This window comes from Candidatus Dedyshia acidiphila (assembly GCF_051025295.1).
Classification (GTDB): Bacteria; Acidobacteriota; Terriglobia; order Terriglobales; family Acidobacteriaceae; genus KBS-83.
Genome location: NZ_JBMGJV010000031.1, coordinates 25,302 through 51,900, shown reverse-complemented (window position 1 = coordinate 51,900; position 26,599 = coordinate 25,302). Strand labels below are relative to the sequence as shown.

At 63.8% G+C, this 26,599-nt stretch carries 22 protein-coding genes; 13 read left to right on the top strand and 9 right to left on the bottom strand.

The annotated features are described in order from the left end of the window. Positions 1 to 422: 422 nt before the first annotated feature. From AC5IJH_RS13165 to AC5IJH_RS13155, 3 genes are all read left to right on the top strand, one after another. The gene (locus AC5IJH_RS13165; RefSeq protein ID WP_491903289.1) at positions 423 to 1,508 is read left to right on the top strand and encodes a hypothetical protein; all 1,086 of its coding nucleotides are present in this window, start codon (positions 423 to 425) and stop codon (positions 1,506 to 1,508) included. 223 nt (positions 1,509 to 1,731) lie between these two features. After that, complete coding sequence (locus tag AC5IJH_RS13160) at positions 1,732 to 3,840, top strand: elongation factor G (protein ID WP_491903288.1); 2,109 nt, start codon at positions 1,732 to 1,734, stop codon at positions 3,838 to 3,840. Between the two features lie 73 nt (positions 3,841 to 3,913). Next, positions 3,914 to 4,885, top strand: a complete 972-nt coding sequence (locus AC5IJH_RS13155) for a PGN_0703 family putative restriction endonuclease (RefSeq protein WP_491903287.1) — start codon at positions 3,914 to 3,916, stop codon at positions 4,883 to 4,885. 7 nt (positions 4,886 to 4,892) lie between these two features. Here the strand turns inward: AC5IJH_RS13155 and AC5IJH_RS13150 are convergent, their stop codons facing one another. From AC5IJH_RS13150 to AC5IJH_RS13135, 4 genes are all read right to left on the bottom strand, one after another. Beyond that, a complete protein-coding gene (locus AC5IJH_RS13150) occupies positions 4,893 to 5,381 on the bottom strand; it encodes a hypothetical protein (protein ID WP_491903286.1) in 489 nt (162 codons plus the stop codon). After that, positions 5,381 to 5,950, bottom strand: coding sequence for a response regulator (locus tag AC5IJH_RS13145; RefSeq protein ID WP_491903285.1), 570 nt, complete (start codon positions 5,948 to 5,950; stop codon positions 5,381 to 5,383). Before AC5IJH_RS13145 ends, AC5IJH_RS13150 begins: the two co-directional genes overlap by 1 nt. Before the next feature lie 173 nt (positions 5,951 to 6,123). After that, positions 6,124 to 7,311, bottom strand: coding sequence for a VIT1/CCC1 transporter family protein (locus tag AC5IJH_RS13140; protein WP_491903284.1), 1,188 nt, complete (start codon positions 7,309 to 7,311; stop codon positions 6,124 to 6,126). Between the two features lie 90 nt (positions 7,312 to 7,401). Further along, positions 7,402 to 7,797: a hypothetical protein gene (locus AC5IJH_RS13135; RefSeq protein WP_491903283.1), complete on the bottom strand. Its 396-nt coding sequence runs from the start codon at positions 7,795 to 7,797 to the stop codon at positions 7,402 to 7,404. A gap of 362 nt (positions 7,798 to 8,159) precedes the next feature. Here AC5IJH_RS13135 and AC5IJH_RS13130 point away from each other — a divergent pair, with 362 nt between their 5' ends. Beyond that, positions 8,160 to 9,770, top strand: a complete 1,611-nt coding sequence (locus AC5IJH_RS13130) for a hypothetical protein (RefSeq protein ID WP_491903282.1) — start codon at positions 8,160 to 8,162, stop codon at positions 9,768 to 9,770. Between the two features lie 115 nt (positions 9,771 to 9,885). On the opposite strand, the gene recN is transcribed toward AC5IJH_RS13130, so the two are convergent. Continuing rightward, a complete protein-coding gene (gene recN / locus AC5IJH_RS13125; protein WP_491903281.1) occupies positions 9,886 to 11,583 on the bottom strand; it encodes a DNA repair protein RecN in 1,698 nt (565 codons plus the stop codon). A 171-nt stretch (positions 11,584 to 11,754) separates the two neighbouring features. On the opposite strand from recN, the gene AC5IJH_RS13120 reads away from it, so the two are divergent. The 9 genes from AC5IJH_RS13120 (at position 11,755) to bla (ending at position 19,081) form a co-directional block, all read left to right on the top strand. Continuing rightward, complete coding sequence (locus AC5IJH_RS13120) at positions 11,755 to 12,570, top strand: MotA/TolQ/ExbB proton channel family protein (protein WP_491903280.1); 816 nt, start codon at positions 11,755 to 11,757, stop codon at positions 12,568 to 12,570. After that, complete coding sequence (locus AC5IJH_RS13115) at positions 12,557 to 12,985, top strand: ExbD/TolR family protein (RefSeq protein WP_491903279.1); 429 nt, start codon at positions 12,557 to 12,559, stop codon at positions 12,983 to 12,985. The genes AC5IJH_RS13120 and AC5IJH_RS13115 overlap by 14 nt, the downstream gene beginning before the upstream one ends. A gap of 5 nt (positions 12,986 to 12,990) precedes the next feature. Continuing rightward, entirely contained in the window at positions 12,991 to 13,806 is an 816-nt protein-coding gene (tolA, locus tag AC5IJH_RS13110) for a cell envelope integrity protein TolA (RefSeq protein ID WP_491903278.1), read from the top strand. Further along, on the top strand, positions 13,806 to 15,182 hold the full coding sequence (gene tolB / locus AC5IJH_RS13105) for a Tol-Pal system beta propeller repeat protein TolB (protein ID WP_491903277.1): 1,377 nt from the start codon (positions 13,806 to 13,808) through the stop codon (positions 15,180 to 15,182). The genes tolA and tolB overlap by 1 nt, the downstream gene beginning before the upstream one ends. 149 nt (positions 15,183 to 15,331) lie before the next feature. After that, positions 15,332 to 16,096, top strand: a complete 765-nt coding sequence (locus AC5IJH_RS13100; protein ID WP_491903276.1) for an OmpA family protein — start codon at positions 15,332 to 15,334, stop codon at positions 16,094 to 16,096. 145 nt (positions 16,097 to 16,241) lie between these two features. Next, entirely contained in the window at positions 16,242 to 17,168 is a 927-nt protein-coding gene (locus AC5IJH_RS13095) for a tetratricopeptide repeat protein (protein ID WP_491903275.1), read from the top strand. A gap of 47 nt (positions 17,169 to 17,215) precedes the next feature. Next, the gene (locus AC5IJH_RS13090; RefSeq protein ID WP_491903274.1) at positions 17,216 to 17,410 is read left to right on the top strand and encodes a hypothetical protein; all 195 of its coding nucleotides are present in this window, start codon (positions 17,216 to 17,218) and stop codon (positions 17,408 to 17,410) included. Positions 17,411 to 17,545: 135 nt separating this feature from the next. Further along, on the top strand, positions 17,546 to 18,064 hold the full coding sequence (locus AC5IJH_RS13085; RefSeq protein WP_491903273.1) for a DUF4337 family protein: 519 nt from the start codon (positions 17,546 to 17,548) through the stop codon (positions 18,062 to 18,064). Between the two features lie 153 nt (positions 18,065 to 18,217). Then, entirely contained in the window at positions 18,218 to 19,081 is an 864-nt protein-coding gene (gene bla, locus AC5IJH_RS13080; RefSeq protein ID WP_491903272.1) for a subclass B3 metallo-beta-lactamase, read from the top strand. A 54-nt stretch (positions 19,082 to 19,135) separates the two neighbouring features. Here the strand turns inward: bla and AC5IJH_RS13075 are convergent, their stop codons facing one another. The 4 genes from AC5IJH_RS13075 to carB all read right to left on the bottom strand — a co-directional run bounded on the left by AC5IJH_RS13075 (position 19,136) and on the right by carB (position 26,599). Next, positions 19,136 to 20,179, bottom strand: a complete 1,044-nt coding sequence (locus AC5IJH_RS13075) for a 2-oxoacid:ferredoxin oxidoreductase subunit beta (protein ID WP_491903271.1) — start codon at positions 20,177 to 20,179, stop codon at positions 19,136 to 19,138. Positions 20,180 to 20,182: 3 nt separating this feature from the next. Beyond that, positions 20,183 to 22,030, bottom strand: a complete 1,848-nt coding sequence (locus tag AC5IJH_RS13070) for a 2-oxoacid:acceptor oxidoreductase subunit alpha (protein ID WP_491903270.1) — start codon at positions 22,028 to 22,030, stop codon at positions 20,183 to 20,185. A 183-nt stretch (positions 22,031 to 22,213) separates the two neighbouring features. Continuing rightward, on the bottom strand, positions 22,214 to 23,281 hold the full coding sequence (locus AC5IJH_RS13065; protein ID WP_491903269.1) for a dihydrodipicolinate synthase family protein: 1,068 nt from the start codon (positions 23,279 to 23,281) through the stop codon (positions 22,214 to 22,216). A 3-nt stretch (positions 23,282 to 23,284) separates the two neighbouring features. Next, positions 23,285 to 26,599 (bottom strand): carbamoyl-phosphate synthase large subunit, encoded by a 3,315-nt coding sequence (carB, locus tag AC5IJH_RS13060; protein WP_491903268.1) that lies wholly within the window; start codon positions 26,597 to 26,599, stop codon positions 23,285 to 23,287.

The window sequence follows — 26,599 nt, the reverse complement described above, 5'->3', positions numbered from 1 at the left end:
GGGGGGATTTCACCTCGGGAATCTGCTGGCGGGTTGCCTGCTGACGTGAGATGCCGCGTAATTTCTTTCTCGCAGCGGAGCAGGATGTTACTCGGTCCGTGCACAAAGTTCTCACCTGATTACTACCGCAAACTCTTGAAAAATTGAGCTTTACAAGCACGTTGTGTCTTGTATGATCCGTTCAAGCAATCAAACCAACCGCCTACGGGGGTCACACCTCGGGGCATAGCAGAAGAGTGAACCAGGGGAGTCAACAGCCCCGATCGGACCGGGTCACGGTCCCCTCTCACCCTTCCGCAACTCAGCCAGCCTGCGAGCTGGCCTCGCTACCCGTGTGCCTGTACGGCGAGCCACGGGAGCGTTCATTGCCTGGCCAAACGGAAAACGGAAACTGCCACACGGCCACAACCTCAGGAGACTTGATGTTCGCCAGGATCGCCTCTCAGCTTCGCCGCGCACCACGCCGCCGCCTTTTCGCTTCGCTTCTTACTGCAGTCTCCGGCCTCATTTTGGTGCCGTCCGCGCTCGCCTCTGATATCACGGTTGCCAGTCCGGTTGCCGGCTCCACCAGTGGCTCCCAGGTCTGGGTTCGCGCTCACAATGTGGGCTGCAATGGACTCGCGCCGACCGCGTTTGGCTTCTCTGTCGATGGTGGCTCGACCACCATGGGCGTCACTGCCTACGACGTCGACCTGGCAAACCAGTGGATGTCGAACGGCAGCCACACCATCCACTGGAAGTCGTGGACCAGCGCCGGCATCTGCCCCGTGGTCGATACCTGGTTCAACGTCGGCACCGCTTCCAGCAGCACCCCTGCCCCAACGTCCACGTCGGTCTCGAATGTGCCCTCCTACGCCACAGCGTCATCCGATCTCGACACGGCCTCGAACTGGCAGTGGGAGCATGACGGCGGAACGCCCGGCTGGTCCAGCGGTTCCACTGCCTTCCCCCAGACCATCTCCTGGTACGACACCTCGCGCCAGTTCTACATGAGCTACGGGAACTACGGCGGCGAGCGCTGGCACCTGTCGTTCGCGAACGATCCGAACTCGACCCACTTCGCCATCGACACGTACATCTACGTCGCGAACCCGGACCAGATTCAGAACCTGGAACTCGACATGAACCAGGTGATGGGCAATGGTCAGACGGTGATCTACGGTACCCAGTGCTCGAGCATCTCGAACACCTGGGAGTACACCTACACCTCGAACAACGCGCCCCACTGGTCGCGCTCGAACATCTACTGCAACCCGCGGAGCTGGCAGGCCAACACCTGGCATCACGTGCAGATCGGCTTCCACCGCGATGGCAACGGCTACGTGACGCACGACTGGGTGACCCTGGACGGCAACCAGAGCTGGTTCTCGAATGCCGGCGGTTCGGGTGGGATGTGGCTTGGCTGGGCACACGGAGCCCTACTTACAAACATCCAGATCGACGGCGCCTACGGCGGCGGCGGATCGGTCAATGCTTACTTCCACAAGTTCACGGTGTACCGCTGGTAAGTGGTGCTGTGATGTGGTTCCCGGCCGCTCTTCGGAGCGGCCGTTCTTTTTTGCTGATGACTCCGGCTCTCCTCTGCCGGGCGCGACTGCACGTCGCTCATGGGTCTAGAATGTCGGCCTCTACGGCGAGCCCTCCGGCAAAGCTGTCTGCCGCGGCGCGATGCCGCCGCCTCGGGTGCGCACCCGATCCGGGCCTCCGCCGGGACGAAGGGGGACGATCCAGATGCACCACTACGCAACACGCGATCTCCGCAACGTTGCTCTGGCGGGTCACGCACACGCAGGCAAATCCTGCCTCTGCTCGGCACTGCAGAAGACAGCGTCCACGCCCGCGAACGGATCCGCACTGACGCTGGCCGCCGATGACGAAGAGTCTGCCCGCGGCATGACCATGACCAACATCCCCGCCTTCCTCGCCTGGGACGGCATCAAGGTCAACCTGCTGGATACGCCCGGCTTTCACCTCTTTGCGCACGAGGTTCGCAGCGCCATGCTCACCGCCGACACAGCGCTCATCGTGGTGAATGCCCAGGCCGGCGTGGAGTCCATCACCGAACGCGTCTGGCGCGAGGCCGAGGCCTTGGCCTTGCCGCGCGTCGTCGTGATCACGCAGCTCGACCATCCCAAGGCCGACTCGCGGAGCGGGCGCATGGACATGCTCGAGAGCCTGCGCGATCGCTGGGGACGACAGGTGATTCCGGTGCAGCTCCCGATCATCGACGAGCAGGGCTTTCACGGTGTGGTGGATCTGGTCACAATGCAGGCCTTCCTCTACACGCCGGACGGCAGTGGCCGGGGCACGCGCGGCGCGATCCCGCGGCGGTTAGAGAGCGATGCCAAGGCTGCGCACGAGGCGCTGGTCGAACTCGTCGCCGAGGGCAAGGACGAGCTGATGGAGGAGTTCTTCGCGGTGGGCACGATCCCGGAAGAACACCTTGTTGCGGCACTGCATGAAGCCATTCGCGATGACCGCATCTTCCCGGTGCTCTACGTCAGTGGACTGCGCAATGTCGGCACCGATCACCTGCTGGACTTCGTGAAGCTGTACGCGCCGTCACCGCTTGAACGCGCGCCCTATCGGACGCTCGCGGCCGATAGCAGCCAGAACGGTGCGTACTCCGACCGTGCGCACTCCGTCGAGGACGAGGGCGCGGCAGCGATCTATGTCGCGAAGACAATGATCGATCCCTTTGCCGGTCGCGTGTCGCTCTTTCGCGTGATCCGCGGATGTCTGCACAACGAGATGAGCCTTGAGAACTACACGCGTGGCGAGTGCGAGCGACTGACTCACCTCTACCTGGTGCAGGGTCGTCGCCTGATCGAGACCACCGAACTGCACGCGGGCGATATCGGCGCGGTCACCAAGCTGCGCGTCACCCAGACGGGCGACACCCTGGGCGCGAAGGGACACGATTTTCTGATCGCCTCGCTCGGCATGCCCGAGCCGGCGATGACATATGCAATCGAGCCACGCACGCGTGCCGACGAGGACAAGCTCGCGCCCGCGCTGCACAAGCTCATGGAAGAAGACCTGCTGCTGCGCTTCTATCGCGATCCGCAGACCAATGAATTCCTTATCGCCGGCTCCGGGCAGCTGCATATCGAGACGGTAGTCTCGAGACTGCGACGCCGCTTCCACACCGAGGTGACGCTCAAGTCGCCGAAGGTTCCGTATCGTGAGACGATCCGCGAGAAAGCGACGGGCCACGGACGGCACAAGAAGCAGACCGGCGGCCACGGACAATTCGCCGACTGCAAGGTCTGCATCGAGCCATTGCCGCGGGGCAGCGGCTTCGCTTTTGTGGATGACATCTTCGGCGGAGCCATCCCGCGGCAGTTCGTGCCCGCGGTCGAGAAAGGCGTACAGGAGGCCGCGACACGCGGTCACCTGGCCGGCTATCCGCTGGTAGACTTCCGCGCCACCGTCATCGACGGCAGCTACCACGATGTCGACTCGAGCGAGATGGCCTTCAAGATCGCAGGCAGGCTTGCGTTGCGCGCGTGCCTGGAGCAGGCCAGGCCAGCGCTGCTGGAGCCAATCATGCGTGTCGAGATCGACGCGCCGGAAGAGTGTACCGGCCCGCTGATTGGCGATCTGAATGGCCGGCGAGGCCGCGTGCAGGGCATGGAGAGCAGTGGCAGCAGCACGGTCATCAGCGCGCTGGTGCCGCTGGCGGAGATGTTGAGCTATGGCACGACCCTCACGTCGATGACGCACGGCCGCGGCAGCTTCCACATGGAGATGGATCACTACGACTACGTGCCGCAGCCGATCGCGGACAAGATCGCCGCGGGTGCGCAACGCCCGACGGGGGATGACGCGGCGGCCTGAACGCGAGCAGCGTTTCACGCCCTCTGCGCGGGCTGTGGAACAAGCTTGCGCAGAGGGCGTTAGGCTCGATGACATGCTCCGCTACATCCGGACCCGCGATGAATGGCCGGACGATGATCCAGACGAGCCGAATACGCCGGGGCCGGTTCGCCCGGCCATCGCTCGCCCCCGCCCGTATGCCGCGTTGCTGCGACAGGAGCTCACGGCGCGTGCCAGCGCCTGGGCAGCGACCAACGGCGTTCCGTTCGTCTGCTCCACGGGGCAGAGCCGCGCCGTGCTCTTCGAGGCCGATCCAGCCGGCGGCCACGGCAACTTCTTCCCTGCTTCGTATCGCCGGATCCAGGCAGACCCGGAGTGGCGCAAGCGGCTCGACAAGACTCACACGACGGCGCGGCGCTTCCTGGTGAGCCACGATGTCGGCCGCCGCGAACTGGACGCGGCGACCAGCTCGGATGCCCTGTTGATGAGCCTGTTCTGCCATCCGCAGGCCCTCTCGGGCGCTCAGAGTTCGCTGCGCCGGCTGATGGGCATCGATGCGGTGGAGCAGTTCGATTTTGGCTACAAGCCGCGCGTTCCCTGGGACACCGCGCACGTTGAGCGCACGGAGGTGGACCTGCGCATCGCGCATGCGGGTGGCGAGCTGCTGCTCGAGGCCAAGCTAACCGAGGCGGACTTTCAGACCATTCCGCGCAGCCGGCTGATGCGGTATCTGGGAGCGACGACGGCAGGTCAGGATAGTGCGTCCGCCGCGTTCGATCTGGATGCGCTCGATGCCACCGACTCTGGCAGAACGCGGCTGCTTCACGGACAGCTACTGCGCGGGGTGCTGTCCGCGCATGCTGTTCCCGGACGCCGTTACGCGCTCACCTGCGATGCGCGCCGGCCGGACCTGATCGAGAGCTGGTACTCGGTACTCAGGGGAGTTCGATCGAGCGAACTGCGCAGCCGACTCGTGCTGCTGACCTGGCAGGAAATCGTGGCGACACTGCCACTGACGGTGCAGGTGTGGGCGGAGGCCAAATACGGGATCGTTCGCGCTGCCTAAGGCTCGATCAGCGCTTGGAGAATCCAAACGTCTTGCGAAGATCGCCGGAGTGGAAGCGAAACGCGCTGCGCCGCTCGCGACGCAGACTGGGCAATCGGACGGCTTCTACGGAGGGCCTGCCCGATGTCTCATCGGGGGCGCCGAGCAGTTGCTCAATGGTGAGGAGCAGAGAGCCCGGCTCGGCCGGAGCGTGATGCAGGCCGGGCAGTTGATCGCCATGGAATCGGCTCACCCGCAGCACTTCAATGTGCGGATTCAGTTCCCGCAGCACGGCGGTGAGCCGCGCCGCACGGGCCGCGCGGAGTGTGTGGCAAAGGAGGGCGATGTCGCACTCGCGAGCATGTAGTTCATCGATGAGGCCATCGCCATCCACCGTAATCACCTGGTAACCGGCCGAGCTGAGCAGCAACTCGCGCGAGCTCAGCAGAAACTGGTCTTCGCCGACGGACAGAATCCGTATACTGCGGCGCGGTACTGGTCCTGAATGGCTGTCCATTACGCAACCTCGAACGGCCGCAGTGAAGCAGGGCCGCGCAGCGTTGCGACCTGCCGCGACGTCCGCTTCGCCGGTCGCTCGACCAGCTCGCGCACGATCTCCAGCAGCAGTGGAATGTCATACGGTTTGGGCAGGTACTGCCAGCCACGCTGGGCAATGTAACCCCGAATGGCAGGCGCCGGCTCCTCCGCCGAAGTGATCACAACCGGAACGAGCGGTCGCACCGCGACTGCTTCGCGGGCCAGCTGGATGCCCGACAGGTAGGGCATGTCCAGGTCGGCCAGCAGCAGGTCAATGCGCTCGCGATAGCAGAATGTGCGGACGGCCCGGACCGGGTCGCCGCAACTGAAGACGAGGTGGCCTTCCGACTCGAGGAAGCAGCGGGCGAGCCGGCGCGTGTCCCCGTCCCGGTCCACCAGGAGAATGCGACGCGGCGAGGGCGCCAGGAGCGGAGGCAGGCGATCGAGGCCGGTCTGCTGGTCGGTGGAGGAGGGAGCATCCAGCAGCGCGCTGGAAGACCCAGTCGCAGCGCAAACGGGCGGTCTTTGACTCCTAGGGAAGAGTTCCATATAGCTCACCAGTGGGGAGATGACGATGTGCTGAAACTAGGTCATCGGTAACATCGCTAGCTACTAGGTACTAACCTAGTGGGTGCGTTCCCAGACTGTGCACAGCCGCTTCCTGAGCTGCTTTGTACAGGTCACTGTGGCAGATCCGATTTGCTGGCCAGATCTGCTCCCTTTCAGGCTCCCAGCCTGCCCAGCCCGACCCCGATGGCGTAGGTGACGGCGCCCTCGATCGCGCCGACAAAAGTCATCTCCAGGCCGCTGCTCCACCAGGAACGAATGGTGATCAGCGACTTGGCCGCACCTACCGCAAAGTGAGCCACCAACGAGACGATGGCAGCAATGACGACCGCTTTCACTCCGGTGGTGAAGAAGAACGGGATGACCGGAACAAAGGCACCTACGGCAGTCGAGAGCGCGCCCGAGATGGCGGAGGTCCACGGCTTGCTGAGGCCTTCTTCCGTGGTGTCCAGCCGCTCGCGCGCCAGTGCGTCCACGAGCCGCTTCTTGTCGCGCGCCATGTGCTCGACAAAGCGGTCGGCGTCTTCCGAACTCAGCCCTCGCACCTGGTAAGTCAGCGAGAGCAGCTCGCGCGCCTCGGCCTCGTTCAGCGCGACGGCCTCTTTCTCGCGGGCATACTCCGCTTCGTAGATTTCGCGCTGGCTCTTAGCTGCAAGGTACGCGCCCGACCCCATCGAGAGCGCGCTCGCGATCATGCCGGCCAGTCCAGCGATCAGCACAAACCGACTGTTGCCCAGCGTTGCGCCGGAGACACCAGACACAATGCCGAAGATCGATCCCAGTCCGTCGTTCACGCCGTAGATGGCGTCGCCGATCCAGCTAGCGGCGCGCGGCTGGCCGCGGTCGCGGACGGAGATCAGCTCCTCGAGCGCACGCTGCGCCTCCTCCGGGCTGAGTTGCGGATGCGGGCGCACCCCGCGGATCAGGCTGCCGAGCACGTGGTAGTGCTCCTGCTCGTCGGCCACCACCTCTTCCAGGATGGCGATGCTCGGCTCATCTCCAAGATCACGCAACTGCTTGCCGTACTTGGCGATGTCGCGGCTCTCTTCGAGCTCCAGCCGGCGCAGGGACAGCGCGTCGCCGCCGATGCGTGCGCTCAACGTGTCTGCCTCACCGGTGGGAGTGCCGCGGTACTCCGGAACTCTTGCGCCAAGTTCCGTCATTCGTCCAGCCCACATGTCGGCGTGGTGCTTCTCTGCCCGGGCTAGCCCCCGTAGGGCACTGCGTCGCCGCGGATCGGCGTCGCGTTCGGCCAATGCGTTGTAGGTGTAGAAGCCGGTCATCTCGGCCTGCCAGTTCTCTTCAAGCGCCTCGATCAAGCGACGCTGCCGGGTGTCCGCCATGGCCCATTGTGACAAAGCAGGCCGGTTCTGTCCCGGCAGGTGCTGGAAGTCGTTGCAGTCTGGAGAAGAGGTGGCGCGAGCAGCGACGTTTTAGAACTGACCGTCGCAGTGCAGCCATTCGTACGCCCGTTCGGGGTGGTGGGAGGCTTCGCCGAGATCGACCGGCTTTCCGGGGGCGAACGAGACACGGCGATCACCGGGAGCGTAGTGCAGGATGGTGCGCTCCCCGATATGCTCCACCTGCGCCGGCAGACCGCAGTGAGCCTCGAAGGCCTCAGGCGTGGCGAGGCGACCATTCTGGACCTCGGCCGCGAAGATTTCACGCGGTGAGCGCGGGTTGAGGCGATGCAGGAAGCTGTAGCCAATCCCTGACCCGGTGGCGCCCGTGGCGATCACCAGGACGGCGAGGATCAGTGGAAGGTGCGCTCGGGTGCGCACCGGTGCGCTTGTAAATGTCTGAATCCACACGGACTCGGCCGGGGGCACAACCGTCTCCTCCGCCGGGGCGCGGCGGCATTCCGGACAATACTCGGAACCGGATGGCAGGATGGCCCTGCACCGGGAGCAGACGATCTTCATAGGCGGCAGGCAGGGGAGAGGCCTCAGTTGTACACCCGGAAGATGTTCGGCACCACGACTTTATGCTCTATTTCGGAATCAATCGCCGCAAAAGGTGCTTGCCGGGTTGTATGTCGCTGCACGCCCGGCGTACAGTCAGGCACCTGCCGAGGAGTCTGCTATCTCCTCTGGGCCCCCGCCCTGGCGGGAGACGAACTGTACCTGGAGCGTGTCATTTGAACCTGAACCTCATCCACTCCCCCCGCGGGCGCAGACATGCGTGGCCGACGATGGCAATGTCGGCCCTGGCCGCATTGACCTTTTCCGCCACCCTGGCGACAGCTCACGCAGAGAATCCGAACACCGGCGGCCCTGTCATCCTCACCAATCCGAGCGTGAGTTACGGAGCGAGCGCAACCTCCATCACGGTGCATGGCATGCGCAAAGGCCAGGCCAGCGGGCCGAAGGACGACAAGCCGCTGCGCCTTCTCCACGGCTCCGGCGGCCAGAGCCGGCCAGTAAGTGGCAGCGGTTCGGCAGATGGTGCGCTCCAGAGTGGCGCCTTCATCAGTTCGGGAACACTGGCTGCTGGCGGGTTGAATTTCGAGGGACTGGGCAATGGCTTCACCGGCTTCAGCGTCAACTCGGCGCCGCCGGACACCAACGGCGCGGTCGGCGCGACGCAGTATGTGCAGTGGGTAAATGAGTCCTTTGCCGTGTTCGACAAGACCGGGAAACTGCTGGAAGGTCCTGTCGCCGGCAACCAGTTGTTCCAGTCGCTGGGTGCGAGCCATCCTTGCGCCGTGAACAACGATGGCGATCCGATTGCCCAGTATGACAAGGCCAACAACCGCTGGATCCTGACGCAGTTCTCGGTGACGAACGGCGCTTCGGTCGGTTACTGGCAGTGCATCGCCGTGTCCAAGACCAGCGACGCCACTGGCGCGTACAACGTCTACGCGTACCAGCAGCAGTACTTCAACGACTATCCGAAGTTTGGCGTCTTCAACGGCGTCTACTACGCGACCTATAACAACTTCAGCGGCAACACGTTCGCCGGTGCGGGGATCTGCGCTTACAACGGGGCAGCGATGCGTGCAGGCACGGCGGCGGCGCAGGAGTGCTTCCAACTCTCCAACAGCTACGGTGGCGTCCTTCCAGCCGATGTGGACGGCAGCACGGCCCCGTCTGCCGGTGAGGACGAGTTCTTCCTGAACTTCGGCACCAACGTGCTGAATACGTGGCGCTTCCATGCAGACTTCACGACCACCTCAAACGCGCAGCTCGCCGGTCCCTATGCCACGACAGTGCCGGCCTTCAGCGAAGCCTGCTCTGGCGGCACCTGCATTCCGCAGCCGGGCACACGGCAGCAGCTCGACTCGCTGGCCGATCGGCTGATGTACCGGCTCTCCTACCGGCACTTCTCCGATGGTCACGAGGCGCTGTTCGTCAACCACTCGGTCAACCCGGGCTCTGCAGCCGCCGGCGCACGCTGGTATGAGCTTCGTCCATCGACCGGCACACCTGGCGTGACGGTCTACCAGGCATCCACGTATGCGCCGAACGATGGGCTGAGCCGCTGGATGGGCTCGATCGCCGCAGACAAACTCGGCAACATCGCGCTCGGCTACAGCACCTCGAGCAGCTCTGCCTATCCCTCGATCAGCTACTCCTACCGCACACCGGGAGATGCGCTGAGCAAGATTGGCTCTGAGCATGTGCTGATCACCGGAACTGGCGCGCAGCAGCGGACGCTGAACCGCTGGGGCGACTACAGTGCGATGACCGTTGATCCGGTGGATGACTGCACGTTCTGGTACACGAACGAGTACCTGACCGCGAACGGCACCTTCAACTGGCACACACGTATTGGCACGCTGAAGCTGAGCAACTGCCAGTAAACCGCAACCGCTACACAAGGGGCGCAGCTTCGGCTGCGCCCCTTATGTGTGGTTAGCGCACACTCAACGGACCAGGATTCCGTGTGCTGATCCGTCACCGGTGACGTTATTCAGACTACTTCCCTGCTGCTTCGGCGAGCATCTGCTCGGCGTGGCGCAGGGAGGTGTCGGAGCGCTTCGCGCCGCTAAGCATGCGGGCGACCTCTTCGACGCGCTCCTCCGGTTCGAGGCGGCGCACTGCGGTGCGGGTGCGGCCTTTTTCCTCGCGCTTTTCGACGGCAAAGTGCTGCGATGCGAATGCAGCGATCTGCGGAAGGTGTGTGACGCAGAGCACCTGCTGGGATTCGCTGAGCGTCTTCAGCTTCTGCCCAACAGCCTCCGCTGCCCGGCCACCGATGCCGATGTCGATCTCGTCGAACACGAGCGTGCGCGGCAGCAGTGTGCGGCGCTTGCCCTTCAGCGCCTTGGCGGCGCCATCCTCGACGGTGACCTTGAGCGCGAGCAGCACGCGGCTCATCTCGCCACCGGAGGCGATCTCCGTGAGTGGCTTCATCGGCTCGCCGGGGTTGGTCGCGATCTGGCACTCGACAGCATCCCAGCCCTGCGCGGTCCAGCCACTCTCGTTGCGCTCGGGCGTGACGTCGACGCGGAACTTCGCTTTCATCGCAAGATCGTTGATCTGCTTCTCCGCGAGCCGTGCCAGCCGCTCTCCGGCTGCGGCACGAGCGGCGGTGAGCGCCTCCGCCTCGCGGCAATAGGCTTCGGCCGCACGCGCGAGCTGTTTGCGCAGTTCAGCGAGGACGGCATCGCGGTTATCGATCTCGCCAAGCTTCGTGGTGACCTCTTCGCCGTACGCGATCACGTCCGCGATGGTTGCGCCATACTTCCGCTTCAATCGATCAAGCAGCGCCAGCCGGTCTTCGATCTCACCCAGGCGCTCGGGAGAGGCCTGGATCCCGTCGCCGAAATCGCGCACTGTTGCAGCGACGTCTTCGACCGTGGCGCGCGCCGATGCCACCTGGTGTGCCGCGTCGAGGAAGCGCGGCTCGTAGCGGCCCAGCTCTTCGAGGTGCTTTTGCGCCGCGCGCAGCGTCGCCTCGGCAGCGGTACTGCCCTCGTAGAGCTCGTCGTAGGCGCTCATCGCCGCCCCATAGAGCTTTTCTGCATTGGCAAGCACGCGCTTTTCCGACTCGAGCTGGATGTCTTCTTCAGGCTTGAGTGAGGACGTGTCGATCTCGCGCGCCTGGAAGCGCCACAGGTCGGCCATGCGCAGGCGCTCCTGCTCGTCGCTTTCGAGCGCGCGCAAACGGTCCGCAAGCTCGCGCCATGCGTGGTGGGCGGTGCTCACGGACTCGGTCGAGAGCGCAGTGAAGCGGTCGAGCAGCCCACGCTGCTGCGCGCCGTCGAAGCCGGCCAGCGTCTCGGACTGTGCGTGGATCAGCGCCAGTTCCGGGGCGAGCAGTTTCAGCACCGCGGCGGTGGCTGGCTGGCTGTTGACGAAGACGCGGCCTTTGCCGCTCGCGGCGATCTCGCGCCGCAGCAGGATCTCGCCGTCGCCGGGATCGATGCCGTGCGTGGCGAGCACGCGCTCGGCCTCTTCCGTGGACTCAAAGACGCAGGAGATGACGGCGCGATCGGCTCCATGCCGCACCACGTCGCTCGATGCCTTGCCGCCCAGCAGCAGGGCCAGCGCGTCTACCAGGATCGACTTGCCCGCACCGGTCTCGCCTGTCAGCAGGTTGAGCCCGGGTCCGAGCGCCGCCACGGTGTGATCAATGACGGCATAGTTCTCCGCTCGCAACTCCAGCAGCATAGGGTGGCTCGTTGGCGAGCATAGCAGAGAGCGGCCGCAGCCTCCTGCACCCGAAACGACCTGGACGGGCTGACCGGGTGTCAATCTACGCACCACACGGACGTCACCCTTTGGTCACTTGTGTCCCTATCCGCGCACCCCTGTTCCTGCTACCCTTTTGCTGAGCCACCGATGACAGCCCACACACTTTTGTTGACCCTGTTTCTGCTCTTCCAGAGCGACGGTGAGGGCGTGCCGGTGCCGACGCCTGCGACGGGTGGCAACGAGCTGCTGACGATGCTGCGCTCGAGCGGCGCTGTCGCGCTCACCGTGCTCGGCCTGCTCGCGGTGGCCAGCCTGTTCTCCTGGGCGATCATCCTCGGCAAATGGCTGAGCTTCCGCAAGGCGAAGAACCAGAGCCGCGCCTTCCTGCGCGCCTTCCGTAAGGCTGCGCGCCTGCAGGAGATCGGCGCGGTGTCCGAGCAGTTCAAGCCCAGCCCGCTCGTCAACGTCTTCGACGAGGTCTACGAAACGTACCGACGGCAGACCGGCGGCTTCGGTCCGCCGCGCAACATTACCGCGCTCGAGCGCACGGCGCAATCGGCCTCGAGCGAAGCGCTGACCTTTATGGAGCAGCGGCTCACGTGGCTTGCGACGATTGGCTCCATCTCGCCGTTTATCGGTCTGTTCGGCACGATCATGGGCATCGTCGATGCGTTCCGCGGCCTTGGCACGGCAGGCGCAGCCACGCTGCGCGCGGTTGCGCCGGGCGTCTCGGAGGCGCTGATCACCACCGCAGCCGGCCTGCTTGTCGCAATTCCCGCAGTCGTGGCCTACAACCAGTTTTCTGCGCGGATTCGCGAGTTCGGTTCGCGCATGGATGACTTTGCCCGCGAACTGCTGAACAGCATGGAAGAGATCACGCTCCGGCCGCAGCAGGACCCGCTGGAGCGCGACCGCGCGGAGCAGCGCGACAACCTGAGGGAGACCGGCCGTGGCGTTTACTAGTGCCGGTGGCCGCACACAGTCTTCGCTGGCCGACATCAACATCACGCCACTTGTCGACGTGGTGTTGGTGCTGCTTGTCATCTTCATGCTGACCGCGCCAGTGCTGCAGTCCGGCATCGACGTCGCTGTGCCGAAGACGCGCACCGTGCGTGAAGCCACGGAGCAGCGCGAAGTTATCACCATCGATCGCGACCAGAAGGTCTTCCTGGGTGATCATCCGATCAATGTCAGCGACATCCCCGCGCGGCTGCGCCATCCGGACGCCGACCCGTCAAAGCAGATCATCTATCTGCGCGCCGATGAGCGCGTGCCCTTCGGCGCGTTCGCTTCCGTCATGGACGCCGTCAAGCAGGCCGGCATCACGAATGTGTCGATCGTGACCCAGCCGCTGACCAACGCACCTGCGGCGAAATAGAACGTATGCCGATGGATGTCGAGGATCGGTATGAGCGCAAGTCCCCGCTGGCGGGGCCGTTTGCCGAATCCGTGCTGTTGCACCTGCTGCTCGCTGCCGGCCTGACCGCGACAGTCTGGCTGCATGGACGCGTGCATGGAAACGAGTGGGGCAACAACATCGACGCCGGCTCGATCCAGGCGAACCTCGTCTCGAATGCGCCGTCCATCCCGCTGCCACAGACGCAGAAGCCGACCGACAACGTGCTTGCAACCGAGTCGCCCAGCCCTGCCCCGGCCATCGCCAAGGAAGAGACGGTGCCTGCGCCCGATCTAAAGGCGATCCCGATCCCGACCAAGCAGCAGGTGAAGAAGGAGCCGCCGAAGAAAGAGGCACCGGTGCCGCAGCAACAGCAAAAGCACCCGCAGCCCCAGCAGCAGCCAAAGGACCGCGCCCAGTTTGGCGAACAGCAGGCAGCAAACCTGCCCAAGTCTTCCGCGCCGCAGCAGCAGGGGCCATCCGCGCCCGTCTCGGTAGCAGGCGGCGGCGGCTTCCGCTTTCCGTACTATGTGGCCATCATTCAGCGCAAGACCCAGGAGAACTGGTTGAAGCAGGAGGTCGATCCATCGACCCCTGCCGGCACCAAGGCCTATATCTTCTTCACCCTGTCGCGCGATGGCGCGCCGTCGGAGGTCAAGGTCGGCGAATCGAGCGGCTCTGCCTCGCTCGATCAGTCATGCATGCGCGCCGTGCAGCGGGTTGACAGTTATGGGCCATTGCCGTCTGCATACTCCGGGTCTACGCTGCAGGTGTCTTATTATTGTGAATTCACCGGTCGGTAATGGAGACTACCCCCACTGTGCCTACATCCAGAACGACGCAACCACTGCGGTGCTTTTTTCTTTTCACCCTTGGGTCCTTCCTCCTCCTCTCCTCTCCGCTGGCCCGTGCGCAGGACTGGGTAAGAACCGGCTCAAACCTCGGCGTCGAGAAGATCCGCATGGCTGCGGCCGATTTCAAGCCGACCTCGGCCGATCCGCAGACGCCGGTCCTGAAGACCACCTTCGACAACACGCTCTATAACGACCTGACGAACGCCGGCATTTTCGATATGGTGTCGAAGAGCCTGGCGCCTGCGGCCACGCCCGCCACGCCGGCCGAGGTGAACCTGCCGCAGTGGCAGGCTGCGCCTGCGAATGTCGCGATGCTCGCGCTGGGCTCGCTCGCCGTGACAGGCGGCCGCATTAACGTGAGCGGCTTCCTGATCGACGTGAAAGAAGCTGGCGCTCCAGCGATCGTCGGCAAGCAGTATGGCGATGTAGCGACGCAGGACAACGCGCGGATGATCGCGCACAAGTTCGCCGACGAGATCATTCTGCGCCTCGGCGGCGGCGTGAACGGTATTGCCGAGACCAAGGTCTACTTCGTCTCCTCACGCTCCGGCGTGAAGGAGATCTGGTCGATGGACTACGACGGCCAGGGCGAGCACGCGATCACGCACCTGGGTGAGCTTTCGCTGTCGCCCAAGGTGTCACCGGATAACTCGCGCGTGGCGTTCGCTTCACTCGGCAAGACGGGGTGGACGATTCGCATGTTCTCGGTCGTGCTCAGCCGGATGGTAAGCTTCCCGTCACCCGGCGGCACCACGATCTCACCGGCTTGGTCGGGCGACGGCTCGAAGATCGCCTACTCGTCAGATAAATCGGGTGACCCGGAGATCTGGGTGTCCGACGCGAGCGGCGGCGGCGCGCATCGCGTGACCACCTTCCGCGGACCGGATGTGTCACCGTGCTGGAATCCGAAGACAAACAACCAGCTTGCGTGGGTGAGCGGCCGCACCGGCCTGCCCCAGATCTACGTCATGGATTCGGATGGCGCCAACGTACAACGGCTCACCGATGGCGGCTATGCGACATCGCCTTCGTGGTCGCCGAACGGCCAGTTCCTGGTCTTCGCGTGGGATCGCAAGTACGGTCCGGGCGCGCCAGGCAGCCAGGATATCTATGTGATGGATATCGCCAGCAAGCGCTGGGTGCAGTTGACGCACGAGGCCGGCCGCAACGACTTCCCGTCGTGGGCGCCGGATGGCCGACACATTGTCTTCGAGCGCGAGCAGGATCACCGCTCCGAGATCTGGTCCATGCTGGCCGATGGTACGCAGCAGCATGCGCTGACTCACGAAGGAAATAACACCATGCCCGACTGGAGCTGGAAATAAGCGTGAGTACGCTTCCTGCTCCGGTAAGCTGTTCGAGACTGCCCATTTCCATCCGGTGCAACCGACTGGGTCAGGCTGGAGACGTGCTTTGTTCTCCCGCTGAAACCGGCGCCGTTGCGCGAATGTTTGCCTGATTGAGGAGAAAGACTGTGAATCCGCTTCCCGTTCGTACCTGGAACCTGCGCCGCCGTGCCGCCTCCTGCGTGGCCGTGATCGTGTTCGCGGCCGTCGCCGGCTGCGGTAAGAAAGCGGCTCCGCCCCCACCACCGCCGCCGCCCTCTGCGGCGGAGACTGGCACAGCGCCTACGGCGACGATCACAGCCACGCCCAACAGCATCAATCCGGGCGACAAGGTGATCCTGGCGTGGAAGACGACGGACTCGACGGATGTCTCGATCGACGGCCTGGGCGCGGTTCCCTCCTCAGGCACGCAGAACGTCTCGCCAACCCAGACAACCGACTATCACCTCGTGGCGCGCGGCCCCGGAGGCTCGACGGACGCGACGGCGCACGTCACGGTCAGCGGCTCGGCCACCAGCGGCGACCTGAACGGTGAGACGGTCGACGATGCGACCTTCCACAGCAACGTGACTGACATTTTCTACGATTACGACAGCTACGACGTGAACCCGCAGTCGCAGACCGTCGTGTCAAAGGACGCTGCGTTCCTGGCCTCGCACCCAAAGCTGAAGATCGTGATCGGTGGCTACTGCGATGCGCGCGGGTCGACAGAGTACAACCTGGCGCTTGGCGAGAACCGCGCCAATGCCGCCAAGCAGGCACTCATCGCGGCCGGCGTGAGCCCGGATCGCATCCGGACTGTCTCCTACGGCAAGGAGAAGCAGTTCTGCACCGAGTCGAACGAGCAGTGCTACCAGCAGAACCGGCGCGCCGGCTTCACGGTCGATCGCTAGAGGGACGGCCGGTCACCCGGGCCCGTTTCAGAACCAGCTCGTGCCGAAGTAAGCAAGGGGCAGCGTGACCTTACCGGTCCTGCTGCCCCTTTCCTTTGCGCAAACCGTCTAAAATGAGGCCAGCAACGGCTCGTCGAGGCACCCCATGCGCAAGAAGTTTCTCTCCATCGCTGCCCTTTTTCTGATCACGGTTACTGCCCTGCCGCCGCGGGCGCATGCGGTCGCCAAGGAGATCATCGAGCTGCAGACCCAGGTTTCGCAGCTGCAGGACATGATCACCCAACTCAAGCAGTCGAACGACGAACGGATGGGCGTTCTGCTCCACATCGTCCAGCAGAACGCGGACAACATCGCCAAGGTCACGTCGCAGATGAACGCCGTGCAGCAGGCCGTCTCTTCGCAGAACGAGAATCAGCAGCTCTCCGGGCAGATCCAGGCACTGAACGACTCGGTGGATGAGCTGAAGACGCGCATCGGCAAGCTGGACACGACGCTGCAATCGATGCAGGCGCAGTTGCAGAATGTGCAGAACCAGGGCGGCAGCGCTGCCCCGGCACCCGGTGCAGCCGACGCCACGCCACCCGCAGGCGCGGCAGGCCCGGGAGGAGCACCCGCCGCTGGACCGGCGTCTGGCGCGGCCGCCAACAATGCTGCTCTCGCACCGCCGCTGCAGCAGACCTACCAGGCCGGCCTCCGTGACTACAACTCCGCCAAGTACGAGTTGGCGAACAACGAGTTCGGCGACGTGGCGAAGTACTACCCACAGGAAGACCTGGCCGGCAACTCGCACTTCTACATGGGGGAGATCGCGTACCGTCAGGGCAAGTACGCGCAGGCCGTGAAGCAGTACGACGTAGTGCTCGAGCAGTTTGCGGGGAACCCGAAGGCGCCGGCGGCGCAACTGCGCAAGGGCGAGTCGCTGCTCGATAGCCAGCAGCGCGACGCGGGCGCGCAGGAGCTGCGGTCGCTGATCCAACGCTATCCGCAGACGCCCGAGGCTGCGGAGGCGCGCAGCAAGCTGAACGGTCTCGGCATTCGCATCGCTCCCAAGCCGACCGCGTACCGCCAGTAGAGGCATCCAGTACAACAGCCCGGCAGCCGCACACATCCCATGCAGCCATGACAAAACGTCACGATAGCGATGAGCAGAAGGGTGTGGTCGAGCAGGAGTCACCGCATGGTGAGTCACAAGGGCAGCCTTCGCTCTCCGGGCAACTCGAACACCGCACGGACAACACCGAGTTGAAGGACAACGACACCGACTTCCCCGAACCTGGCGCGCGCGAAGAACACTCGGGCGAGCGACAGGGCTAACCACATCCCGCATTGCGGCTGGTCCTTGTCCGCCCACCCGGCCTCGTCAGGGGAGGATCGCCACGCCGCTCCGAGATCTGGAGACGGTTGGCCCTCCCCGGCGTCACATGATCGTGCGCGGAGTGAGGCTTAGCGATGTTGATGCACGAGTTGGCGGAACACACCGAGGCTGCGCTCGCCAAGAAGCGAAAAGGGATCGGGCTGACGACGGCCATCGTAGCGGTGCTGTTGACGATCGCGACAACGATCGGAAACACCGCAAATACGCGAAAGATCGTGATTGAAACCAAGACAGCCGACTGGTGGGCCTATGTGCATTCCAGTGATAGCAATTGGCGTCTTTACAGCGCGGACGCGCGTCTCGCGCAACAGGCACGCGATCCGAAGACAGCCGAGGAGTTCGAGCGATTAGGCGGGGATCAAAAGAAGATTTCCGACGACGCGCAGATCACTGCGCAGGGGCTGGAGAAGCAGTCGTTGCTTCAGGAACGCATTGCGTATCTATCCAGCTTGGCGGAGTTATGCCTGCAACTGTCCATCGTGCTCTGTTCTGTTTCGTTGCTGACCGATCTTCCGCTGTTCTGGCACATCTCCTTCGTGAGTACCTGCCTGGGATCGATTCTCATCCTCCTATCGCGCGTGCAGCACTCCTGAGAAATTGAATCTTTCTCGCGAGACGCATGAGTCTGCGTTGCGAGAGAAAAACACTCGGGCGGCCCATAGGGCCAGACACGCCGCGTTGCTCCTGCCGGTACATTTATCGTCCTGCGGCTCCTCCCCACAGCAAAGCTGCGATAGCGTGCGAGTATGAGGCTCTTCGCTCTGCTCGCCTTGCTGCTTGGCTTCGTCGCACAGCCCGCCGTTGCGATCCCGTCGGACTGGACGACGCCGCTCTCGCCCTTCCATATTGCTGGCAATCTCTACTATGTCGGCTCACGTGATCTTGCGTCGTATCTGATCGTCACGCCGAGCGGCAACATCCTGATCAACGCCAACCTGGCGTCATCGCCAGCGCAGATCCGTCACAGCGTGGAGCAGTTAGGCTTCCGCTGGCGCGACACGAAAATCCTGCTCAACAGCCAAGCGCACAATGATCACGCTGCGGGGGATGCAGCCGTCGTCGCCCAGACCGGAGCAAAGCAGATGGTGATGGCGGGCGATGCCGCAGTCATTGAAAGCGGCGGGGCGCACGATTTCGATCCGACGCTCCCACGCTTCGCTCCGTCACGCGTGGATCGCGTGCTGCACGACGGTGACCATGTCACGCTTGGTGGCACGACCCTGACTGCGCACAAGACGGCCGGACACACGCGCGGCTGCACCACTTGGACGCTCGACACCCGGGAGGCGGGACACACGTACCACGTGGTGATCGTGGGCGGGTGGTCGCTGAATCCTGGTGTACGGCTAGTCGCAGGCACGGGCAAGGCGGCGTCGTATCCGGGTATCACCCGGGATTTCGAGCGCACGTTCAGGACGCTCCACGCTCTGCCATGCGACATCTTTCTCGGCGCGCACGGCGTTTACTTCGACATGCTGCCGAAGCTGGCGCGCGTGCCCAAAGATGGTGTCTCGGCCTGGGTCGATCCGCAGGGCTATCATGCTGCGCTTGCGGAACGTGAGGCTGCATTCCAGACAGAACTCCAGCAGCAGCAGTCCGCGTCACGCTAACGCAAGAAGAAGGGCCCTGCTTGTCAAGGGCCCTTCGCTCTTCAAGAAGGCAGATCAGCGCATGCGGTTCATGACTTCGTCGAGGACTGACTTCGGCGGACGAACGCGCGACTCGGGTAGCGTGCCGAGCGGCTCATCAACCAGGTTGAGCAGGTCGATAAAGCTGGGCTTCTGCGTGTCGACGTAGAAGATGCCGGTCAGCACTTCGCCGCGGCTCTGCGCCTCCATCAGCGCCCTGACGGCGTGGATGCGGTCGGTCGGGTTGAAATCGTCGTGCAGCTTGCGCAGGCGGAGGTGTGAGCCATCGTGCATTTCGACGTCGTAGGTCGACCCGGCGTCGTACTCAACGGCGATGTCCTCGAAGTGCGGCACAAAACCGACCTCGGTGATCGCTTCTTCGTGCTCCTGCATGTATTTGTAACTCTTCGTCGAACCTTCATGGTCGTTGAAGGTAACGCAGGGCGAGATCACGTCGAGCAGCACGGTCCCCTTGTGCGCAATGGCGGCCTTGATCATGGCCAGCAACTGCTTCTTGTCGCCGGAAAAAGAGCGACCGACGAACGTTGCGCCTAACTCGATCGCCAGCGTGCAAGTGTCGATGGGCGGCAGGTCGTTGATGACGCCGGTCTTGAGCGTGGAGCCGAGGTCGGCGGTCGCCGAGAACTGCCCCTTCGTCAGACCGTACACGCCATTGTTCTCGATGATGTAAATCATCGGCAGGTTGCGGCGCAGCAGGTGTGTGAACTGGCCCATGCCGATGGACACTGTGTCACCGTCACCGGAGACGCCGATCGCGCGCATGGTGTGGTTGCCGAGCAGCGTGCCAGTGGCGACCGCAGGCATGCGGCCGTGCACGCTGTTGAAACCATGCGAGCGGCTCATGAAGAAAGCCGGGCTCTTCGACGAGCAGCCGATGCCGGAGAGCTTCATCACGCGTTCCGGCTGGATCCCCATCTCATAGAAGGCGTCGATGATGCGCTCGGAGATGGCGTTGTGGCCGCAACCGGCGCACAAATTCGTCTTGCCGCCGCGGTACTCAAGGATGGGCAGGCCGAGGCGATTGACCTTGGGTGCGGGAGTGGTGGGCGTGGTGGACATGCTTTAGATTCCCTCCTGCAGGACGAGCTCGTCGGTCACGCTGCGCGCGTCGAGCGGTAGTCCGTTGTAGTGCCGCACGCTGCGCAGTTTGGTCGCGTCTTCGGCAGGTAAATCGAGCTTCAAAAGGCTCATCATCTGCGCGTCGCGATTCTGCTCGATGATGTACACGCGATCGTGCGAGGCGACGAAGTCGTGCACCTCACGTGTGAACGGGAACGCGCGCAGCCGCATGTAATCGGTCTCAACGCCGTATTCGGCATGGAGCTGATCGCGGCTCTCCATCACGGCGAAGTCGCTGGTGCCGTAGGCGATCAGGCCGATCTTCGACGTGCCGTTTGCAATCGTCACCGGAGGAGGTACGAGTGTGCGAGCGGTGTCGAATTTCCGGAGCAGCCGCTCCATCTGCTGCTGGTACTCGTCGGGACGCTCCGTGTAAAGGGCCCGTTCATTGTGGCCGCTGCCGCGGGTGAAGAAGGCAGCCTTCGGGTGAGCCGTGCCGGGCAGCGTGCGATAGCCGATGCCATCGCCGTCAGAATCGCGGTAGCGAGCGAACTCACCCAGTCGCTCAAGATCGCTCGCGGTCAATACTTTGCCGCGGTTCATCGGCTTGTCCGGATACGTGAACGGCTCAGTCATCCAGTTGTTCATACCGAGATCGAGGTCGGAGAGGATGAAGATCGGTGTCTGCAGATGCTCTGCCAGATCGAAGGCGGCGACACTCATGTCGAAGCATTCCTTCACAGAGCCGGGCAGCAGAAAGACCTGACGCGTGTCTCCGTGCGACAGGTACGCGACGGAGAGAATGTCGCCCTGCGCGGTGCGCGTCGGCATGCCGGTTGACGGACCGACACGCTGGATGTCGAAGATGACTGCCGGTATGTCTGCGAAGTAGCCGAGGCCGGCGAACTCGGCCATCAGCGAAATACCGGGGCCGGAGGTCGCAGTCATGGAGCGCGCGCCGGTCCAGGCTGCGCCGAGCACCATGCCGATCGCGGCGAGTTCGTCCTCCGCCTGCACGACGGCAAAGGTCGCCTTGCCGCTGGGTTCGACACGATATTTCTTCAGCAGATCGATCAGGCTCTCGACGACGGACGACGACGGCGTGATCGGATACCAGGTGACGACGGTGACGCCTGCGAACATGCAGCCGAGCGCGGCGGCTGCGTTGCCCTCGATGATGATCTTGCCGTCGGTCGCGTGCATGCGCTCGACACGGAATGGATCCTGCTTCACCAGCGAGGTCTTCGCGTACTCATAGCCCGCCTGCACCGCCGCCCAGTTCAGGTCGGCAGCCTTCTGCTTCTTGGCGAACTGCCGCCGCACAGCGGCTTCGACCGTTGACAGGTCGAACGCGAGCAACTGCGCAACGACGCCGACGTAGACCATGTTCTTGACCAGTTTGCGCAGCTTGGCCTCAGGACACACGCTGGCCGTGATCTTGTCAAAGGGCACCGGGTAGCAGATGACGTCGTCGCGATACTGACGCAGGTTCTGCGACTCTTCGTAGATGGCGACGCCGCCGGCGGGCAGGGAGAGAATGTCGTCCTTCGCCGTCTCCGCATTCATGGCGACGACGATGTCGATCTCCTTCTTGCGCGCGACATAGCCATGCTTGCTGGCGCGGATGGTGTACCACGTTGGCAGGCCGGCGATGTTGGACGGAAAGAGGTTCTTGCCGCTGACAGGCACGCCCATCGCAAACAGGCATTTGAGCAGGACGTTGTTCGCAGACTGCGAGCCGGAGCCATTCACGGTCGCTACCTGGATGCTGAAGTCGTTTACGACCTCGTCGGAGGCCCCGGCTTGCGCGCGAGACTGCTCCGTGTTCAGGGCCAGATCACCTGTTGCCATCGAGGGGATTTCCTTCCTCTTTGCACCGCTGTGCTGGATGCGACGCAGGCGCGCTTTGAAGAGCGAAGCGGCGGTTGCGCCATCTTTTGAGTATAGGTCAGCGCTGTCCATCCCACGCATACAGCAGAGGTTAACTGCGCAGGCGCGTGGGCGAGCGGACGCGGAGAGCGGGTGAGTGGTTCCCTACTGGCGGATGTCCGCGAGCAGCGTCTCCACCTCGACGCGCTCGGGTTCGGTGAGTGGCAGCAACGGCAGCCGCGGAGAGCCGCCGTAGTAGCCGTTCAGGTCGCACGCCGCCTTGATGCCGGGGATGCCCATGCGCCCGCAGACCACGTTGGCAGCGGGAATGATTCGCTGCTGCTTTTCCTCAGCCAGCACGGCATCGCGATCCTTCCAAGCCATATGGATCTCGGAGCAGGCCTGTGGTGCAAACGAAGCCATGGCGAGTACGCCGCCGCTGGCGCCAGCGTCGAACGAGGCCAGCAGGGTCTGCGCCGATCCGCACAGCGTCTGAAAGCCGACCTCGCGCGTGCGCGTCTTGAGCGCAGCAGGACGCGGCGCAGCATAGGCGACGACCCCGCCGGTGAGCACTGCGTCTGCGGAGAGCAGCGTGGCGCTGACTCCGGCCGCCTCGGCCTGCGAAGTCAGCATGCGCCGGGTGACCGCGGCAAATGTACTCGTCACGGTCACCTGACGCTTCGGGGCCTGCGCTGTGGCTGAGACGATGGCTACGATGCGCTCCGCCTTGCCGCTTGAGTCCTTCATGCCGAGAATATTTGGGTGAGCGGAGAGCTCGGTGATGACCTCGAGGGGCAGCTCATAGGCAGTGTAGGTGGGCACACTGTAGAGCAGCACCGGCAGCGGTGACCGGTCGGCCACCATGCGGTAGTAATTCAGCATCTCCGGCGATCGCAGTTGCGGGCGGTAGAAGTGCGGCGTGCGCACCAGCGCCACATCGTAACCGAATGCGGCTGCATCTTCGATCCGGCGCAGGGTCTCTGCCAGACTCTCGTGCCCGACTCCGGCAACGAGCACGCGATCATCGGCAGCCGCATCGGCAGCCGTGCGGAGCGCAACGCGCGTCTCTTCATCGTTCAGCATCACGGCTTCGCCGGTCGATCCGAGGACAACGAGGCCCGCAAGGGGCGCGCGGCAGTAGCGCTCGACGGCGCGCTCCAGGTGATGCCAGTGAGGCCGCCCATCTCCGTGGAACGGAGTGGGGATCGCTGCGAAGACGCCCTCGAGCAGCATGATCTATCTCGCTCCTACGGCGCGTGCCGCGTGCATCTGCTGCAGTGCGTCGACGTGGATCACCTCGCGCTGTAACGCGGCGATGCCTTCGGCAGCAGCGCGTGCGGCCGCCATTGTGGTGATGGTCGGAATGCGCTGCATCACGGCGGCTCGGCGGATCGCCTTCTCGTCGAAGAATGTGTCCTGGCCCTGCGGCGTGTTGATGATGAGCTGGATGCCGTCGCCCTTGATGAGGTCGACGACATTCGGACGGCCTTCTTTCACCTTGTAGACGCGCTCGGTCTGCAACCCTGCCGCTTCGAGCACGTCCGCGGTGCCGTGCGTCGCCACGAGGCGGAATCCAAGCTCGACATAGTCGCGTGCGAGTGCGACCAGGCCTTCCTTGTCGCGATCGTTCACGCTGAAGAAGACGGTGCCGCGCAGCGGCAGACGCTGCCCGGCGGAGAGCTGCGCCTTGGCGAAGGCCTCGCCGAAGTTGTCAGCCACGCCCATCACTTCACCCGTCGAGCGCATCTCCGGACCGAGCACTGTGTCGACGCCGGGAAACTTGTTCCAAGGAAACACGGGCGACTTCACGTAGAAGTGCTGGCCCAGGTCGAGGTCGCGGCCCTCACGAAGCTGCTCGGGCAGCAATTGAGCGAGCGTCTTGCCCGTCATGATGCGCGAGGCGATTTTCGCGAGCGGCACGCCGGTGGCCTTCGAGACATACGGGACAGTGCGCGAGGCGCGCGGATTCACTTCGATGACGAAGACACGGTCCGGCTCACCCGATTGGCGGCTGCGCTGAATCGCGAACTGCAGGTTGACGAGACCACGAACGTTGAGCGCGAGCGCGAGTTGCCGTGTGTAGCGGCGCAGGGTGATTAGCGTATCCGGCGCGAGATCGACTGCGGGCAGCACGCACGATGAGTCGCCCGAGTGAATCCCGGCTTCCTCGATGTGCTGCATGATACCCGCGATTACCACGTCCTTACCATCGCAGAGGGCATCGACATCGACTTCGACGGCGGCTTCGAGGAAGTGGTCGATGAGCACGGGGCGCTCTTGCGAATACTCGACCGCTTGCGCCATGTAGCGGCGCACTTCATCCGCGTCGTAAGCGATCACCATGGCGCGGCCGCCCAGCACGTAGCTGGGACGAACGAGCACGGGGTAGCCCACCCGCTCGGCTCCTTCGAGTGCTTCGTCCACACTGGTGGCCATCGCGCCTGGAGGCTGCGGGATGTTGAGGCGCTCGAGCAGCGCACCGAATTGCTTGCGATCCTCGGCGAGGTCGATCGACTCTGGCGAGGTTCCGATGATCTGCACACCAGCGCGCTTCAGCGGCAGGGCGAGATTGAGCGGTGTCTGTCCACCAAACTGCACGATCATGCTGACGTCAGCGCCACCAGCGCGCTCGCGCTCGTAGATCGACAGCACGTCTTCAAACGTGAGCGGCTCGAAGTAGAGCCGGTCGCTGGTGTCGTAGTCGGTCGAGACCGTCTCCGGATTGCAGTTCACCATCACGGTCTCGTAGCCATCGTCTTTGAGTGCGAAGGCCGCATGGCAGCAGCAATAGTCGAATTCGATACCCTGCCCGATACGATTTGGCCCGGAGCCGAGGATGATGACCTTGCGCTTCGAGGTCGGCGGCGCCTCGTCCTCTTCGTCGTAGCTCGAGTAGAGGTACGGCGTCTCGCTCTCGAACTCTGCAGCACAGGTGTCGACCAGCTTGTAGACCGGCTTCAGTCCCTGCTTCGCTCGCAGCTCGCGCACCTGCTGCAAGCCGCTCGCCGGCTCGAGATGCCAGACCTCCGCAATGCGTGCATCGGAGACTCCCATGCGCTTGGCCCGACGCAGCAGGCCGGCGTCCACGGTCGCAAGAGTGGCTTCGCCCAGTTGCGTGATCGTGTCCGTGATCTCCTTGATCTGGTGCAGGAACCACGGGTCCATCGTGGTGATGCGCGCGACTTCGCGCACGCTCATACCGGTGCGGAAGGCGTAGCGAATGTAGTCAAGCCGCTGCGGCTGTGGCGTGACCAGGCGCTGACGCAGACGGCGTGGCTCAATCTGCTCGGAGCCGACGCGCTTGCCTGTCTCGAGCGAACGCAGCGCCTTCATCAGCGCCTCCTTGAAGGTGCGACCGATCGCCATGACCTCGCCGACTGACTTCATCTGGGGTCCAAGCGTCTCATCGGCACCCGGAAACTTTTCGAACTGCCACTTCGGAATTTTGACCACAACGTAATCGATCGTCGGCTCGAAGCAGGCCGGCGTCTTGCGCGTGATGTCGTTGGGGATCTCGTCCAACGTATAACCGACCGCAAGCTTGGCCGCGATCTTCGCAATGGGAAAGCCGGTGGCCTTCGACGCAAGGGCGGACGATCGGGACACACGCGGGTTCATCTCGATGACTGTCATGCGGCCGGTCTGCGGGTTGACCGCGAACTGTACGTTCGAGCCGCCCGTCTCGACGCCGATCTCGCGAATTACACGGATCGCGGCGTCGCGCATGAGCTGGTATTCGCGGTCAGTGAGCGTCTGTGCAGGCGCGACTGTGATCGAGTCGCCCGTGTGCACGCCCATCGGGTCCATGTTTTCAATGGAGCAGATGATGATGACGTTGTCTGCGAGATCGCGCATCACCTCCAGCTCGTACTCTTTCCAGCCGAGTACGGACTCTTCGATCAGGCACTCGTGCACCGGCGACAGGTCGATGCCACGCGAGAGGATTTCCATCAGCTCTTCGCGGTTGTAGGCGATGCCACCGCCCGAGCCGCCGAGGGTGAATGACGGGCGGATGACGACGGGAAAGCCGATCTTCGTGGCGAAGTCCATGCCGTCGCGCAGGTTGTTCACCAGCGAGGAGCGGGGCATGTCGAGGCCGATCTTCTGCATTGCGTCCTTGAACAGGAGACGGTCTTCGGCCTTCTTGATCGCGTCGAGCTTGGCGCCGATCAGCTCCACATCGTACTTCTCGAGCACGCCAGCATCAGCGAGATCGACCGCGAGGTTCAGCGCGGTCTGGCCGCCAACAGTCGGCAGCAGTGCGAACTTGCCCTTGCGCCTACCGTCCACGCCGGCCATCATTTCGGCTTCGACGCGGATGATCTCTTCGACGAACTCGCGCGTCAGCGGCTCGATGTAGGTGCGATCGGCCAGTTCGGGATCGGTCATGATGGTGGCCGGGTTCGAGTTGACCAGCACCACCTCGTAGCCATCAGCGCGCAACGCCTTCACTGCCTGCGTGCCGGAGTAGTCGAACTCCGCCGATTGCCCGATCACGATCGGCCCGGAGCCGATCACCAGGATCTTTTGAATGTCATGTCTGCGTGGCAT